At 72.5% G+C, this 14,824-nt stretch carries 15 protein-coding genes; 8 read left to right on the top strand and 7 right to left on the bottom strand.

Annotation, left to right across the window (positions count from 1 at the left end):
* Window positions 1-7: 7 nt before the first annotated feature.
* Window positions 8-643 (bottom strand): LemA family protein, encoded by a 636-nt coding sequence (locus tag MOX02_RS01180; RefSeq protein ID WP_147023864.1) that lies wholly within the window; start codon window positions 641-643, stop codon window positions 8-10.
* A gap of 130 nt (window positions 644-773) precedes the next feature.
* Here MOX02_RS01180 and MOX02_RS01175 point away from each other — a divergent pair, with 130 nt between their 5' ends.
* The 3 genes from MOX02_RS01175 to MOX02_RS01165 all read left to right on the top strand — a co-directional run bounded on the left by MOX02_RS01175 (window position 774) and on the right by MOX02_RS01165 (window position 4,207).
* Window positions 774-1,532: an exonuclease domain-containing protein gene (locus MOX02_RS01175; RefSeq protein ID WP_147023863.1), complete on the top strand. Its 759-nt coding sequence runs from the start codon at window positions 774-776 to the stop codon at window positions 1,530-1,532.
* Between the two features lie 91 nt (window positions 1,533-1,623).
* A complete protein-coding gene (locus MOX02_RS01170) occupies window positions 1,624-1,926 on the top strand; it encodes an Rdx family protein (protein WP_147023862.1) in 303 nt (100 codons plus the stop codon).
* A 142-nt stretch (window positions 1,927-2,068) separates the two neighbouring features.
* The gene (locus tag MOX02_RS01165) at window positions 2,069-4,207 is read left to right on the top strand and encodes a sensor histidine kinase (protein WP_238179228.1); all 2,139 of its coding nucleotides are present in this window, start codon (window positions 2,069-2,071) and stop codon (window positions 4,205-4,207) included.
* Window positions 4,208-4,217: 10 nt separating this feature from the next.
* Here the strand turns inward: MOX02_RS01165 and MOX02_RS01160 are convergent, their stop codons facing one another.
* Complete coding sequence (locus MOX02_RS01160) at window positions 4,218-5,210, bottom strand: NUDIX hydrolase (protein WP_147023861.1); 993 nt, start codon at window positions 5,208-5,210, stop codon at window positions 4,218-4,220.
* Window positions 5,211-5,490: 280 nt separating this feature from the next.
* On the opposite strand from MOX02_RS01160, the gene thiE reads away from it, so the two are divergent.
* From thiE to MOX02_RS01145, 3 genes are all read left to right on the top strand, one after another.
* Complete coding sequence (thiE, locus tag MOX02_RS01155; protein WP_147023860.1) at window positions 5,491-6,219, top strand: thiamine phosphate synthase; 729 nt, start codon at window positions 5,491-5,493, stop codon at window positions 6,217-6,219.
* Window positions 6,216-7,025: a bifunctional hydroxymethylpyrimidine kinase/phosphomethylpyrimidine kinase gene (gene thiD / locus MOX02_RS01150; protein WP_147023859.1), complete on the top strand. Its 810-nt coding sequence runs from the start codon at window positions 6,216-6,218 to the stop codon at window positions 7,023-7,025. The genes thiE and thiD overlap by 4 nt, the downstream gene beginning before the upstream one ends.
* Before the next feature lie 142 nt (window positions 7,026-7,167).
* Window positions 7,168-7,797: a helix-turn-helix domain-containing protein gene (locus MOX02_RS01145; protein ID WP_147023858.1), complete on the top strand. Its 630-nt coding sequence runs from the start codon at window positions 7,168-7,170 to the stop codon at window positions 7,795-7,797.
* Window positions 7,798-7,804: 7 nt separating this feature from the next.
* Here MOX02_RS01145 and MOX02_RS01140 read toward each other — a convergent pair whose 3' ends face one another.
* From MOX02_RS01140 to MOX02_RS01120, 5 genes are all read right to left on the bottom strand, one after another.
* Window positions 7,805-8,386, bottom strand: coding sequence for an ABC-type transport auxiliary lipoprotein family protein (locus MOX02_RS01140; RefSeq protein ID WP_147023982.1), 582 nt, complete (start codon window positions 8,384-8,386; stop codon window positions 7,805-7,807).
* 113 nt (window positions 8,387-8,499) lie between these two features.
* Window positions 8,500-9,582 (bottom strand): MlaD family protein, encoded by a 1,083-nt coding sequence (locus MOX02_RS01135; protein WP_147023857.1) that lies wholly within the window; start codon window positions 9,580-9,582, stop codon window positions 8,500-8,502.
* A gap of 110 nt (window positions 9,583-9,692) precedes the next feature.
* A complete protein-coding gene (locus MOX02_RS01130) occupies window positions 9,693-10,520 on the bottom strand; it encodes an ABC transporter ATP-binding protein (RefSeq protein WP_238179220.1) in 828 nt (275 codons plus the stop codon).
* 5 nt (window positions 10,521-10,525) lie between these two features.
* Window positions 10,526-11,653, bottom strand: a complete 1,128-nt coding sequence (locus tag MOX02_RS01125; RefSeq protein ID WP_147023980.1) for an ABC transporter permease — start codon at window positions 11,651-11,653, stop codon at window positions 10,526-10,528.
* A gap of 142 nt (window positions 11,654-11,795) precedes the next feature.
* On the bottom strand, window positions 11,796-12,968 hold the full coding sequence (locus MOX02_RS01120) for an MFS transporter (protein WP_147023979.1): 1,173 nt from the start codon (window positions 12,966-12,968) through the stop codon (window positions 11,796-11,798).
* A gap of 131 nt (window positions 12,969-13,099) precedes the next feature.
* Here MOX02_RS01120 and MOX02_RS01115 point away from each other — a divergent pair, with 131 nt between their 5' ends.
* Both MOX02_RS01115 and MOX02_RS01110 read left to right on the top strand, forming a co-directional pair.
* The gene (locus MOX02_RS01115; protein WP_147023856.1) at window positions 13,100-14,218 is read left to right on the top strand and encodes a hypothetical protein; all 1,119 of its coding nucleotides are present in this window, start codon (window positions 13,100-13,102) and stop codon (window positions 14,216-14,218) included.
* A gap of 140 nt (window positions 14,219-14,358) precedes the next feature.
* On the top strand, window positions 14,359-14,799 hold the full coding sequence (locus MOX02_RS01110) for a DUF1489 family protein (protein WP_147023855.1): 441 nt from the start codon (window positions 14,359-14,361) through the stop codon (window positions 14,797-14,799).
* Window positions 14,800-14,824: the final 25 nt, after the last annotated feature.

Genomic DNA, 14,824 nt, shown 5'->3' with positions numbered 1-14,824 from the left:
GGCGTCCCTAGAACTTCACGTTCGGCGGCCGCTCGGCCCCGGGCGTCGCCGTGAAGGTCTCCATCGGCTTGGCGTCGGGATAGAGGAAGGCCGCGATCCAGCGGCCCGGGATGGTGCGGACCTCGGTGTTGTACTCCTGCACGGCCTGGATGTAGTCGCGCCGGGACACGGCGATGCGGTTCTCGGTGCCCTCGAGCTGCGATTGCAGGGCCAGGAAGTTCTGGTTCGACTTCAGGTCGGGGTAGCGCTCCACCGTGACGAGGAGCCGGCCGAGCGCGCCCGAGAGTTGGTTCTGCGCGTCTTGAAATTCCTTGAACTTCTGCGGGTCGCTCACCGTCGAGGCGTCGACCTTGACGCTGGTCGCCTTCGCCCGCGCCTCGACCACGCTGGTCAGCACGTCCTTCTCCTGCTGGGCGTAGCCCTTCACGGTCTCGACGAGGTTCGGGATCAGGTCGGCGCGGCGCTGGTACTGGTTCTGCACCTCGCTCCAGGCGGACTTGGCCTGCTCCTGCAGGGTCGGCACGCGGTTGATCGCGCCGCAGCCCGACAGGCAGGTGGCCAGGAGCATCGCCGCGATCGCGCCGAGGATGCGCGCCAGGACGGGGGTGCGGGCGACGGCCTCGCCGCTCGGGCCTGACGACATCGTGACTCTCCTCGCGCGGGCGACCGGGCGGCCGAGCTTGGCCTTGCCGCCCTGCGACAGATAGGCACCCGCCGCCCCGAGAAAAGGCCGCGGCGTTCCCAGCGCCGCGCCGGGCGCCATATCGGCCCGGATGCCGCCCGACCCCCACATCATCCGCGTCGTCGATCTGGAGACGACCGGCTCGCGCGCCGGCAGCGACGGCGTGGTGGAGATCGGCTGGCAGGACGTGGAGCGGGTCGACGGCGCCTGGCGGGTCGGATCGGAGCGCGGCGCCCGCTACGTCGACCCGGAGCGTCCGATCCCGGCCCGCACGCAGGCCGTGCACCACATCCTCGACGCGGACGTCGCGGGCGCGCCGACCTGGCTCGCGGCGGCCCCCGGCGTGCTGCGGCCGGCGGGACGCCCGCTCGCGGCCCTCGCCGCCCACCGGGCCGCCTTCGAGCGGCGCTGGTGCCGCGACGCGCTGACCGGTCGCCGTCCCTGGATCTGCACCTACAAGTGTGCGCTGCGCCTGTGGCCGAACGAGCCCTCCCACGCCAACCAGGCCCTGCGCTACGCCCGCCGGCCGGAGGGGCTCGACCACAGGGCGGGACTGCCCGCGCACCGGGCGGGGCCCGACGCCTACGTCACCGCGCATCTCCTGCGCGAGATGCTGCGGGAAGCGTCCGTCGAGACGCTGATCGCCTGGACGCGCGAGCCCGCTCTGCTGCCCAGGGTCACGTTCGGCGAGCACCGCGGACGCCGCTGGGCGACGATGAGCGACGACTACCTGGCCTGGGTGCTCAAGCGCGGCGGCTTCGACGCGGACGTCCGCTTCACAGCCCGCCACGAGCAGGCGACCCGCGCCGCCCGGCAGCCGGAGGCCGCGGCGCAGAGCCTCCTCCTGTGAGCGTACCGGGCCGGGTGGGCTACACGCGGCGGTTGGTCCGGCGGGCGCCCGGCGGTTGACAACGGAGCGGCGGCGGTGCGCTGTGCGGGCCATGGACGGAACGCCCGACGTCGCCTTGCCCAAGCCGCGGATCGCCATCAGCTACTGCACGCAGTGCAACTGGCTCCTGCGCGCCGCCTGGATGGCGCAGGAACTGCTCTCGACCTTCCGCGACGATCTCGGCGAGGTCGCGCTGGTTCCCGGAACCGGCGGCGTGTTCGAGATCGTCGTCGGCCCGGAGGCGATCTGGGAGCGCACGCGCGACGGCGGCTTTCCGGACATCAAGACCCTGAAGCAGCGCGTGCGGGACCGCCTCGATCCCGCCCGCGATCTCGGCCATATCGACCGCTCATGACCGATCACCGACAGCGGCCGGCCCCGGCCCTCGCGCGGATCGCCGCTGGGGGCGGCGAGCGGGTGCCGGCGTGAGACGGGACCTCGAATCCGCGAACCCCGTGGCGGGCGCCGTCGGGCAGCGCCCGCAACGTCCCTCGGGGATCCGCCGGTTCCTCGACCGGCTGGTCCATCGCGGATTCTCGACGCAGGTCTACCTCGTCGCCCTGGTCGTGGCGCTGATCGGGCCGGGCCTGATCTTCACGGCGATCCTGCTGATGCGCTACGCCGCGGCCGAGCGAGCCCGGTTCGAGCAGGACGCGCGGGAGAACGTGCGCGGCATCGCCCTCTCGATCGACCGCGACACGGCCGGGCTCGTCTCGGTGCTGCAGACCCTGGCGACCTCGCCGCGTCTCAAGGACGGCGAGTTCGAGGCGTTCGACGCCCAGGCACGGCTCGTGCGCGACGCGATCGACCTCGACATCGTCCTGCGCAGGCCGGACGGGCAGCAGGTCGTCAACACCGGCCTCAAGCGCAACGCGCCGCTGCCCGTCTCGACGCTGCCCTTCGACAAGGAGATCGCCTCCGGCGCGCAGCGGGCGATGGTCTCGGGCCTGATCGCCGGCAGCAGCCCCGCCCAGGCCACCTACGCGGTCGCCGTGCCGGTCCTCGTCGAGGGCGAGGTCACCTACATCCTGAGCTTCTCGGCACCCGTGAACCGGCTCCAGGCCATCCTCCAGCGGGAGGTGGTCGAGGGCTGGACGACCGGCATCTCGGACCGCGACACCACCGTCCTCGCGCGGATCCCCGAGAACGAGACCATCGTCGGGCGGCCCCGCCTCAGCAGCCTGCGCGAGACGCAGACCGACACGCCCGGCGTCTGGGAGGGCAAGGACCGGGAGCGGCGGCCCGTCATCGTGGTCGAGGCCCGCTCCCGGCTGACCGGCTGGACGGTGGCCGCGAGCATCCCGCAGGCCCTCGTCGACGCGCGGCTGAGGCGCTGGATCTGGGCCTTCGGCGGGTTCGGCCTGCTCGTGCTCGCCACATCCTCGGCGCTCGCCGTCAACCTGTGGTCGCGCGTGTCGCGCCCGCTGCGGTTGCTCGCCGCCTCGGGGCCGGCGCTGGCCCGCGGCGAGGCGATCCCGCGCGTCGCCTCGCCGGTCCACGAGATCCGCCTGCTCGCCGACGTGCTCGCCGACGCCTCGCTGCGCATCCGCACGCGCGAGGAGGAGCGCGACCGGGCGCTCGCCGACACGCGGCGGGGCCTCTCGGACCTGCGCGAGAGCGAGGCGCGCTTCCGCCACATGGCGGATTCGGCGCCAGCCCTGATCTGGATGACCGACGACAAGGCCACCGTCAGCTTCGCCAACATGCACTTCGACCACATGTTCGGCATGCCGGCCTCGGAGCTCGAGGACGAGGGCTGGAAGCGGATCATCTACCCCGACGACCTCGAGAGCTTCGCGGCGACCTTCAACGAGGCGTTCGAGGCCCGCGCCCCGTTCCGCACCGAGGTCCGGGTCGTCGACAGCGAGGGCAACGTGCGCTGGCTGCGCTGCGAGGGCGTTCCCCGCCTCAACGACGCGGGCACGTTCCTCGGCTACACCGGATGCAACGTGGACATCACGGACGCGAAGTTCGCCGAGGAGCACCTGATCCTGCTCATCCACGAGCTGAACCACCGGGTGAAGAACACGCTCGCCACCGTACAGTCGATCGCCGGCCAGTCCCTGCGCCGACTGGAAGGCGAGGAGGCCAAGGCCGCCCGCGCCGCCTTCGAGGCCCGGCTCCTGGCGCTCGCCCGCGTCCACGACGTGCTCACCCGCGAGAGCTGGGAGGGGGCCGAGCTCGGCACCGTCGTGGCGGACGCGATCCGGCCCCTCGACGCCGCGGAGGGGCGCTCGCGCTTCACGGTCTCGGGTCCGGCGCTGCGCCTGCCGCCGCGGCTCGCCCTCTCGATCGCCATGGCGCTGCACGAGCTCGGCACCAACGCCGTCAAGTACGGCGCCCTCTCGAAGGAGGGCGGCACGGTCGGCATCACCTGGTCGGTGCAGCGGGAGGAGGGCGAGACGCGCCTGTTCCTGCGCTGGACCGAGTCGGGCGGCCCGCCGGTGACGCAGCCGACCCGCACCGGCTTCGGCTCGCGCCTGATCGAGCGCAGCCTCGCGCGGGAACTCGCCGGCGAGGTGCAGCTCCTGTTCGCGCCCACCGGCGTCGTCTGCACCATCGAGGCGCCGGTGCCGCCGCCCGGCCTGCTGGAGCGGCGCGGCGGCTCGGTCCACGCGGTGTCGGCGGAGGGCTGACGGCCGCCCCTCAGTTCGGCCGGCGCGACGGCGTCAGCCGGAGCCCCGGCGCCGGGCGCTCCAGCAGCACCTCGCGGCGGAAGCGGACGAGCCGGGCAGGCCGGCCGGCGGTGCCGCTCGTGACGTCCTCCGTCTCCTCGACGAGGCCCTGCTGCGCGACGAGGCGTCGGAAATTCTGCTTGTGCAGCTGCGTGCCGGCCAGGGCCTCGACGGTCCGCTGGAGCTGGAACAGCGTGAAGGTCGGCGGCATCAGCTCGAACACGACCGGCCGGTACTTGATCTTGCCGCGCATGCGCCCGATCGCGGTGGCGAGCACGCGGCGGTGGTCGAAGGCCATCGGCGCGCCGGTCGGGTCGCCCGCCGACGCGGAGCCCGCGTTGCCCCGCGCCTCCGGGATCAGGCCGGCCTCGAACAGGAGCTCGTAGCGCTCCAGCACGCGCTCCTCGTTCCAGGAGCCGCCGCAGAGGCCGAAGGTGAGGCCGAGCCGGTCCTCCCGCAGGCGCCGAAGCTTCGCGTCGGGCGCCTCCGCGGCCCAGGCCAGCAGCTTCGGCTCGATGGCGTCGAGGGCCTTCGGGCGTCCGTTCCGGAAATCCTCGTAAGGAAGGTAGCGGTACCAGTTCTGCCAGGACGCTTCCGCGAGCCCGCCCGGGCGGACCTCGCGCACGAGGGCCAGATAGGCGACCGAGAGCGAGTGGACGCCCTCCGGGCCGCCCGCCTGCCGGTCCCGGTCGCCGAAGGTGTAGAGCTGCTCGACGTAGCCGAGGCGCTGGTGGGTCTGGCGCTCCACCCAGGCGCGCAGGCCGCGCTCGAGGGTCGCGTGCTCGGGGACGAGCGGACCGGCGGGCAGGCCGACGCTGCGGCCCTCCGCCTGGCCCGGCACCTGCACCGTGAGCGCCCGGGGCTCGCCCTCGGTCGCCGCCACGATCACGGCGACGAGGCCGACGGAGGAGGGGCTGGCGACCGGCCGTGAGCCGGCGCTCGCGCGTGTCTCCGCCGTCGTCATGGCAGCGCGTGATCTCCCCTGAGGCGTCCCGGCTCCGAGCGAGGACCGCGTCCGCGACGGCCCGGTCACGCCGCCGCAAACCGTGCGGGAGGCCGCCCACCCGTCGCGACGTCACGTTGCTTTAGCCCGAGACCGCACCCCGCCGTCAACGCGGTGCGGCAATCGCGCGGGGGATGACGGCGGTTAAGCGTCTGCGCTTCCAGAAGGTCTTGCCAAGGGACGCGGCGGGCGCCTAACCCCGTGCTCCGGGCCGGAGAGCCCGAAGGGAGACAGAGAGCCGATGCCCGAACGCTCCGAGACGTCCGGCGCCGCGGGGATCGCGGCCGCGCCAGGGCCGAAGGTCGACCTGCGCGTCTACGGCATCCTCGACGTCGACGTCTGCGGTTGCGATGCGGGCCGCCTCGCCGAGATGGCGGCGGAGGCGGTGGCCGGCGGCTGCACGCTGCTCCAGTACCGCGAGAAGACCATCGACGACGCCCGCGCCGCGCTCGTCCGCATCCGGGCCATCCGCGCCGCGACCGGCGGCCGCGTGCCGCTCCTCGTCAACGACCGGGTCGACCTCGCCCTCGCGGCGGAGGCCGAGGGCGTCCATCTCGGCCAGTCGGACATGCACCCGGCGGATGCGCGGCGCCTGCTCGGCGCCTCCGCCATCATCGGCATCACCCTGAAGACCGGCGCGCAGGCGGACGAGCTCTACCGCCTGCCGGTCGACTACGCCTGCATCGGCGGCGTCTTCGCCACGAAGAGCAAGGACAACCCGGACCCGCCGGTCGGGATCGACGGCTTCCAGCGCATCGCGTTCCGGGCTCGGCTCGCCCGCGGGGCCGGGCTTCCGGTCGGCGCCATCGCGGGGATCGATTCGAGCAACGCGGCGGCCGTCGTGGCGGCGGGAGCGGACGGCGTCGCGCTGATCTCGGCCCTGTTCGGCGCGGATTCCGTCGAGGCGCGGGCGCGCGACCTCCGGGACCGGGTGGACACTGCCCTGCGCAGCAGGGGAGCAGCCGGGTGAGCACGCCGATCGCCGTCACCATCGCGGGCTCGGATTCCGGCGGCGGCGCCGGCATCCAGGCCGATCTGAAGACCTTCTCGGCGCTCGGCACCTACGGGGCGAGCGTCGTCACGGCGCTGACGGCGCAGAACACCCGCGGCGTGCAGGGCATCCACGACGTGCCGCCGGCCTTCATCGCGGCGCAGATGGAGAGCGTGCTCACGGACCTCGCGGTCACCGCCGCCAAGATCGGCATGCTCTCGCAGGGCGACGTGATCGCGACCGTGACGGAAGCCCTCGCCCGCCTCGCGCCGCGGATCCCCGTGGTGCTCGACCCCGTCATGGTGGCGACGAGCGGCGACCGCCTGATCTCGGACGCGGCGATCGACACGCTGCGCCGCCGCCTGCTGCCGCAGGTCGACCTCATCACGCCGAACCTGCCGGAGGCCGCGGCCCTCCTCGGCGAGACCGTGGCGGAGAGCGAGAACGCCGCGGTGGCGCAGGGCCGGCGCCTCCTCGACCTCGGCGCGCGGGCCGTCCTGGTGAAGGGCGGGCACGGCGCGGGCAGCGAGAGCGTCGACCATCTCCTGATGCGGGACGGAACCCTGCGCCGGCTCGCGACGCCCCGCCTGCCCACGGCGAACACGCACGGGACGGGCTGCACGCTGTCCGCGGCGATCGCCGCGGGCCTCGCCCACGGCCTCCCGCTGCCCGAGGCGGTATCCCGGGCCAAAGCCTACGTGACCGCCGCGATCGCCGCCGCCGACACGCTTAGAATCGGCCGGGGGCACGGTCCGGTGCATCATTTCCACGCTCTCTGGGGTTGAGCCCGGAGGGACCGCCCCCCCGTCGCGCGCGGCCGGAAGTCCGTGCAGCGTCCCGTTTCGAGCCTTGCATCGGCGCGCCGATTGCGTTTGAAGTAGCGCACGATCGTTCGTTGAACGGAACGATCCGGGCAGGCGCGGGACGATGCAGGATCAGGCGGAACGGTTGGATCGAGGGCGGTCGAAGGATCTCCTCAGCGGCGCCCAGGTGCTGTCCGGCCAGCTCGGCAAGACGATCCAGCGGTTGCGCAAAGCCTACAACCTTTCCCTCTCGGAACTGGCCGAGCAGTCCGGCGTCGCCAAGTCGATCATCAGCCAGATCGAGCGCAACGAGACCAACCCGACCCTGGCCACGATCTGGCGCCTGAGCCAAGCTCTCGACGTCTCGATCGAGCGCGTGCTCGCCACCGGCGACGAGGAGCCGTTCATCGAGCGCACCTCGCGCGCCGACACGCCGATCCTCCTCTCGGAGGACGGCAAGGTGCGCCTCGCCATCATCGGCTGGATCAAGACGGTCGAGTGGCTGCAATGGTACGACGTCTCGGCGGACCCGGGCGGCGTCCTCGACTCCGATCCGCACCAGCGCGGCTCCGTGGAGTCGCTCTCGGTCATCGAGGGCGTGTTCGAGGTCGACGTCAACGGCAGCGTCCAGCGGGCGCGCGCGGGCGAGACCCTGCGCTACCGCTGCGACCGGCCGCACACCGTGCGCTGCGTCGGCGAGACGCCGGGCCGCGCGACGATGGTCGTGATCATGAAGGCCGCGGTGATGGAGTAGGGGCGGCTCAACGCCCCGAATTCACCCAGCGCACCATCTCGGCGAGCACCTGCGCGAGCGCCGCATCGAGGGCGACGGCGGCGCTGCCCGCGTCCACCTTCGCCACGGGAATCCGCGCCTGGAACACCCGGGCCGCCGCGACCCGGCCTGTCCCCTCCGTGATCAGCTTCGCCGAGAGGTCGACCACCGCCTCTCCGGACCCGGCCGCGATGTCGAAGGCGCGGATCTCGCTGATGAGCTGATAATCGGCCACGATCTTGTCGCCGGGGCGGCTCACGGAACGCAGGCGCCCGGAATTCTCCAGGCTCTGGATCAGCCGGGTCTGGACGAGGCGCGGCAGGCGGTCGGCCCATTGCCCGCCGCCGAGGAAGGAGAGGGCGCCGCCCGGCTCCCGCACGATGATGCGGTCGGCCTCGAAGGGCTGGATGCCCACTGGCTCGGCCACCACGATCGAGCGCGCCGACGCGGCCGGACGCCCCGAGGCCGGCAAGGCCGCGAGGTCGAAGGTCAGGGGCGCGGAGCCGCCGCAGCCGCCGAGGGCAGCCGCGAGGATCGTCGCGCCGAGCGCGAGGGCGGGGGAACGGACCATCATCCGGTGGACCTGGGAATCTCCTGGCGCCGCACGGGTGCGGCGAGGGGAAACTACGGCAAAGCTGTGCTTGTGCCGTGCGGGCGGGCACATCGGCCGGGCGGAATCAGGATTTACCGCCCACCGTTGTATTCGGGCAACGACGGCTTGCCGCCGAAGATGACCTGCGACGGATCCCGCTCGAGGCTCTTCACCGTACGGTTGAGCGTGTTGAGGGTGCGCTGGCCATCCGTGGAGAGAGCCTCGACCTCGCGCCGCCCGGTGCCGCTGAGCCTGTTGAAGCTCGTGGCGATGTTGGCGGTGCGCTTGTCGAGGTTCTCCGAGAGCGTGCGGAAGGCCCGGCCCGCGTCGCGGACGGAGATCGCCGCGTCGCGCACCTCGGAGAAAGTGCTGGTCCCCGCCTCCCCGGAAGCCGAGCCGAGGAAGGTCTCGGCGCCCTTGAGCACGCCGTCGATCCGGTCGGCGGAGGCGTTCAGCTTGGCGGCGAGCGTCCGCGCGTCGTGGAGGCCGGCCTCGATGTCCGGGCTCGCCGCGCTGAGCGCCGCGGAGAAGCGGTCGGCGTTGTCGACGACGCGGTTGACCTTCTGGCCGTCGATCGCCCTCACGAGGCCGCTGATCGAGGGGCCGGCATCGGCGAGCGTCTTCGAGAAGGACTCGACGTTGGCGAGCGTCCGGTTGATCGCGCCCTCGTTGCCGGCCACCACCTTGTCGAGGCGCTGGAGAACGTCGTCGGCGCGTTGGGCGATCTGCTTGGCGGCGGCCAGCATGTCCTGGATGTCAGAGGAATCGGCGAAGATCGTCGGCATCTGCTCGCCCGTGCCGGCCGGCAGCGGCGGCGCGTCGGCGTTGCCGCCGCTCAGCGCGATCACGGAGACGCCGGTGAGAAGCGCCGAATCAAGCCGGGCGCGGGTGTCGGCACGCAAAGGCGTCGAGGGCGCGACGTTGATGAGTGCGATGACCCGGCGCGGATCCTGGGGCAGCAGGCGCACATCCGTCACCTCGCCGACCTTGATGCCGTTGAAAGTGACGCTCGATCCCTTCGCCAGCCCGCCGACGCTGCCCGAGAAGACGATGCGCACTGCCTGCGAGACCTGCCGCGAGGCGCCGCCCTGGAGCCAGAACACGAAGCCGAACCCGGCCACGATCACCGCCAGGGTGAAGGCGCCGATCAGCGCATAGTTGGCACGCGTTTCCATCGGATCAGCGGTGTCCCGGATCGGCGGGGGCGGGGATGTGCGTCAGCGCACGCGGACCTGCCGGACGCGAGCGGCTGTCGTGATCGTGCGCGCGCGGCGGCGACATCCTCTCAGACATGGGCGTGCTCCCGCGCCGCGATCGGCTCGCCGACGACGATCGAGCGGGCGCGCTTGCCGTGGAAGTAGGAGCGCAACCACGGGTGGTCGGAGGCGAGCATCGACTCGATCGGTCCCTCCGCGATGATCTGGCCGTCGCCCAGAGCCGCGATGCGGTCGCAGGCCGTGTAGAGACTGTCGAGGTCGTGCGTCACCATGAAGACGGTCAGTCCGAGCGTCTGCTTCAGGGTGGCGACGAGCTCGTCGAACTCTCCGGCGCCGATCGGGTCGAGGCCGGAGGTCGGCTCGTCGAGGAACAGGATCTCGGGGTCGAGGGCCAGGGCGCGTGCGAGCGCCGCGCGCTTGATCATGCCGCCGGAGAGTTCCGAGGGCAGCTTGTCGGCCGCATCCGGCTTCAGGCCCACCATCTCGATCTTGAGGCGCGCGAACTCGTCGAGCAGGCGCTCGGACAGGTTCAGGTGCTCGCGCATCGGCATCTGGATGTTCTGCTTCACGGTGAGCGCCGAGAACAGGGCTCCCTGCTGGAACAGCACGCCCCAGCGCTGCTCGATGCGCCGGCGGCGCGCCGTGCTCATCCCGTCCACGTTCTCGCCGAACACCTCGATCGTGCCCGAGCGCTTCGGCACGAGGCCGAGGATGGTGCGGGTGAGGACCGACTTGCCCTGACCCGAAGGTCCGACGAAGCCGAGGATCTCGCCGCGCTGGATGTCGAGGTTGAGGCCCTTCAGCACCGTGCGGTCGCGAAAGCCCACGACGAGATCGCGCACGCGGATGATCGCGTCGCCGGTCGGGTCAGGGCTGGTGCGCGCGAGGTCTGACACGTGGTTTAGAAATCGATAGCCGCGAAGAACACCGCGAAGAGTCCATCAAGCACGATGACCATGAAGATTGACTTGACGACTGAGGCGGTGACGTGGCGGCCCAGCGACTCGGCGGAGCCCTCCACCTCGAACCCCTCGATCGTCGCGATGATGCCGATGATCAGCGCCATGAACGGCGCCTTGATCAGCCCCACGGCGACGTGGTGGAGCGAGATCGCCGCCTGAAGGCGGGAGAGGAAGCCCTCGACCGTCATGCCGCCGTAGAGCATCGCGGTGAGCCCGCCGCCCGCGAGCGCGGCCAGCGAGGCGATCAGCGCCAGCATCGGCAACCCGACGACGAGGGCGAGGATGCGCGGGACGATCAGGATCTCGATCGGGTCGAGGCCCATGACGCGCAGCGCGTCGACCTCCTCGCGCATCCGCATCGAGCCGATCTCGGCCGTGAAGGCGGACCCTGAGCGGCCCGCCACCATGATCGAGGTGAGAAGCACGCCGAGCTCGCGCAGGATCAGGAGACCGATCAGGTTGACGACGAAGGTCTGCGCACCGAAGCGCTGGAGCTGGAAGATGCCCTGCTGGGCGACGATTCCGCCGACCAGGAACGAGATCAGGACGATGATCGGGACGCCGCGGAAGGCGACCTGCTCGATCTGGTTGACGAAGGCGGTGCCCCGGAACGTGCTCGGGCGGGCGGCGACCCGCATGCAGGCGACCACGACCTCGCCCAGGAAGGCAAGGCCCGTCACGAAGTCGGTCTTGGCCGCCACCACATAGCGGCCGAGATCGTCGAGGAAGCCGTAGAGGCGGCCGCGCCGCGGTGCGGCTGGTGCCTCCGGTTGGCGCAGGCCCATCTCGCCGAGAAGAATGCGGTGCTCGGGCGCCGCGCCGGCATAGGCGAGCCGCCCGCCCGCGGCCTCGATCTCGCCCCTGGTCCGCTCCAGCACCCAGGCGCCGAGCGTGTCGAGACGCTCGATTCGGCCGAGATCGACCAGCACCGGCCGCCCGGCCGCCTCGGCGGCGATGCGGGCCGCGGCGGCCTCGACGGAGGGCGCCTGGTCGGCCGTCCAGCGTCCGGCCAGCGCGACGCGCCCGCTGCCCGGATCCAGGGTCGCGGTGGCCGCCTCGCTCAGCATCGTGCCGTCCTCGGTCCGCACGAACCCGCGTCTCCCGTTCCCCGTCTTCATGCTGAATGAATGGTTACCATACCGTCTCCGGGCCGGCCGTGCCAAACCGCCCAGCTCCGCGGCGTGCCGAGGGGCACGCGGCCAGGCGGGCTCAGGACCGCGGCGCACCTCCCGCGGCCCGTGCCGCGGCGGCCGCCAGCCCGAGGCCGACGAGCGCGAGCGGGGCCATCAGCGCGAAGACGAGGGCGCCGCCCTCGCGATAGGCGAGGCCGCTGAGCAGCGTCGCGCAGGCCGACGCGAGGGCATTCACGGCGCTCAGCGTCCCCTGCGCCCGGCCCCGCGCCCCGTCCGGGGCGAAGGCGGAGACGGCCGCCATGGCGCCGAGCTGGGTCGCGCCGAAGGTGAAACCGTGCAGGCACTGGAGCGCGACCACGGCCGGCAGCTCGGTCCCGAGGAACGTCATGCCGACCGCGCGCAGGAGGGCCGCCACGCCGCCCATCGCCAGGAGGCGGAAGGGCGTTCGCCAGGACGGAGGCAGGAAGCCGATGCCGGAGAAGAGCACGATCTCGGCGCCGACGCCGATCGCCCAGAGCGTACCGACCCAGGCGGTCGCGATGCCGTGCGCCGTCCAGTGCAGGCTCGCGAAGCCGTAGATCGCCGCGTGGCTCGCCTGGATCGCCGCCGCCGCCGCGATGGCGAGCCAGAGACAGGCCGGGAGGCGCGGGCGCGGGCCCGCCGCTTCGGAGGGCGGAGGCGGCGCGGCCACCGTGCGGCTGGCGAGCGCAACGAGGCTCGCCACCAGGGCGAGCCCCGTCAGGAGCAGCGGGACCGCGACCGCCTCGCCCAGAGCCCCGAGGAGCGCGCCCCCGAGGATGTTGGCCGCCAGGAACGCCACCGAGCCGGAGAGGCGGATGCGCGCGTAGTCGAGGCGCGGCTCGCGCCGCACCGCCGCGAGGGTCAGGTAGTCGATGCTCGGCACCAGCGGCGCGGCCGCGACCGCGTTGAGCACGGTCAGCGCGGCGAGGAGCGGCCAGCCGAGGGCGGCGCCCGCCGGCATCAGCCCGTAGGTGAGGGCGACGCCGAGGCTGCCGGCGATCAGGAGCGCGCGCGCCGCCACGCCGCGGTCGATCAGGCTCATCAGGGGCGCCGTCGCCACGATCCGCGTGGCGATCGGCAGCGCTAGCAGGAGGCCGATGACCGAGGCGTCGAGACCGAGGGCGCCCAGCCAGAGCGGCAGGAACGGCATCGCGATGCCGATCTCCACGAAGACCACCGCGTAGAGGAGCGACAGGCGCAGGGCGCCGGTGGAGGCGGGATGGGACAACGGCAACGTGAACGGATCGGGGTCGGGAGCGGCGGCACCGTAAGCGCGCGTTAAACACGCCCTGTCACATTGGGCCGGCCTGAACCAGGGCAGGGACCGCGGGGTCCTGAGAAAACCCGAGGTTTTGTTCGATGTCAGGGTCCCAATCGCTCAGCACGATCGAGCCGTCCGAGTACGACCTGATCGAGGCGACGATGAGCGAGAGCGCCCGCGGGCGCTGGTTCCTCAGCGAGTATGCGCGCCGCAACCGGAGCGCCGACACCGACATGCTGCTCGGCGCGATCGGCCGGCTGGAGAGCGCGGTCACGGGCGAGCGCGGCCTCGACGGGGTAGGGCGCCTGCGTGGCGACCTGATGGAGATGGCGAGCGCCATCGCCCGGACCAAGGCCGAGATCGCCGCGATCAGCGCTCCCGACCAGGACCAGACCCACCTCAGCGTCGCCTCGGAAGCGCTCGACGCGATCGTGCGCGCGACGGAGCGCGCCACCTCGGACATCCTCGGCGCCGCCGAGGAGGTGCAGGAAGCGGCTTGGACCCTGCGCGAGCGCGGTGCGGACGCCGCGATCTGCGACGAGCTCGATCGCCGCGCGACGCAGATCTACACGGCCTGCTCGTTCCAGGACCTGACCGCCCAGCGCACCAGCCGCATCGTCCACACGCTACGCTACCTGGAGGAGCGCCTGATCGCGATGATCGGGATCTGGGGCGACGACGGCCTGGAGATCCCGCCGGCTCCGGGCGCGCAGGGCCACCGCCCGGCCATCGAGTCCGCGGCGGTCGATCTCTGCCAGAGCGACGTTGACCGCTTCATCGACATGGCGGGTGCCGACCCGGTCGAGGCTCAGCGCGCCCCGGTTCCCGCGGCGATCCCGCTCCACGAGGATCTCGCCTTCCTGCCTTCCGAGGAGCCGGCCGCGCCCGTCGGCGAGGGCTGGGACCGCGACGGCTCCGCCACCGACCTCGAGTTCGGGCCGGCCGAGAGCGAGGCCGCCGAGCCCGCGCTCGTCCAGGCTTTAGCGGACCTTCAGGCGGGCTCGGTCCTTCGGGAGAGCACCGACCTTCAGGAGAACACGGACGCGGACGAGGGTCCGGAGGCCGAGCCGCAGTTCGACCTGCGGCCCCCGCTCGCCCTCGTCGCGGCGGCGCCCGCGCACGCACCGTCGTCGGCCGAGCCGGATGCCGAGGACGTGTTCGCCTTCGACGACATAGACGCGCTGAGCATCGAGGCGAAGCTCCGGCTGTTCTCCTGAGGCCGCGCGGCCGCAGATCGCGCGCGGTCGGAACCGTGGCCGCTTGCACGGTCGCGCAGGGCGATTAAGTCCGGTGCACGATCCGCGCCAGCCCGCATGGCCCTCCGGCGCGGAGCATCAGCACCCGGCCCGCACGCCTCATGCCCCTTCACCTGATCAAGCTCTGCGTCGGCCCGAGGACGATCGAGGATCTCCTGGCGCGGCAGGACGCGTATCGCAGCGAGGCCCTGCGGACGGGCACGGATCCCGCGCCCTTCCACACCACGCGGATGATCCCGAAGCGGCACCGGGAGATCGTCGGCGCCGGCTCGATCTACTGGGTGATCAAGGGCACGCTGTCCTGCCGCCAGGGTATCACCGCTATCGAGCCCTTCACGAGCACGGACGGCATCGCGCGCTGCCGCCTCGTCTTCGATCCGCGCCTCGTCCCCGTCAGCCCGCGCTCCTACCGGCCGTTCCAGGGCTGGCGCTACCTGACGGCGAAGGACGCTCCCGCCGATCTCGACGCCGCGGGCGCCGGCGATCTCGCCGAGATGCCCGAAGCGCTCCGTCGCGAGCTCGTCAGCCTCGGGCTCCTGTAGGCGCCGACGCCGCCCGCACGGGGCG

This window comes from Methylobacterium oxalidis (assembly GCF_007992195.1).
Taxonomy (GTDB): Bacteria; Pseudomonadota; Alphaproteobacteria; order Rhizobiales; family Beijerinckiaceae; genus Methylobacterium; species Methylobacterium oxalidis.
The sequence above is the reverse complement of the archived record's forward strand: the minus strand, read 5'-3'. Positions and strand labels throughout refer to the sequence as shown.

Excerpts from the sequence above, each read along its gene's own strand:
- MOX02_RS01125 (WP_147023980.1), bottom strand. The coding sequence starts at position 11,653 with ATGCTGAGCGAGGCGGCCACCGCGACCCTGGATCCGGGCAGCGGGCGC.
- thiE (WP_147023860.1), top strand. The coding sequence starts at position 5,491 with ATGCCCGAACGCTCCGAGACGTCCGGCGCCGCGGGGATCGCGGCCGCG.
- MOX02_RS01160 (WP_147023861.1), bottom strand. The coding sequence starts at position 5,210 with ATGACGACGGCGGAGACACGCGCGAGCGCCGGCTCACGGCCGGTCGCC.
- MOX02_RS01170 (WP_147023862.1), top strand. The coding sequence starts at position 1,624 with ATGGACGGAACGCCCGACGTCGCCTTGCCCAAGCCGCGGATCGCCATC.
- MOX02_RS01115 (WP_147023856.1), top strand. The coding sequence starts at position 13,100 with ATGTCAGGGTCCCAATCGCTCAGCACGATCGAGCCGTCCGAGTACGAC.
- MOX02_RS01180 (WP_147023864.1), bottom strand. The coding sequence starts at position 643 with ATGTCGTCAGGCCCGAGCGGCGAGGCCGTCGCCCGCACCCCCGTCCTG.
- MOX02_RS01145 (WP_147023858.1), top strand. The coding sequence starts at position 7,168 with ATGCAGGATCAGGCGGAACGGTTGGATCGAGGGCGGTCGAAGGATCTC.
- MOX02_RS01110 (WP_147023855.1), top strand. The coding sequence starts at position 14,359 with ATGCCCCTTCACCTGATCAAGCTCTGCGTCGGCCCGAGGACGATCGAG.
- MOX02_RS01140 (WP_147023982.1), bottom strand. The coding sequence starts at position 8,386 with ATGGTCCGTTCCCCCGCCCTCGCGCTCGGCGCGACGATCCTCGCGGCT.
- MOX02_RS01175 (WP_147023863.1), top strand. The coding sequence starts at position 774 with ATGCCGCCCGACCCCCACATCATCCGCGTCGTCGATCTGGAGACGACC.
- MOX02_RS01135 (WP_147023857.1), bottom strand. The coding sequence starts at position 9,582 with ATGGAAACGCGTGCCAACTATGCGCTGATCGGCGCCTTCACCCTGGCG.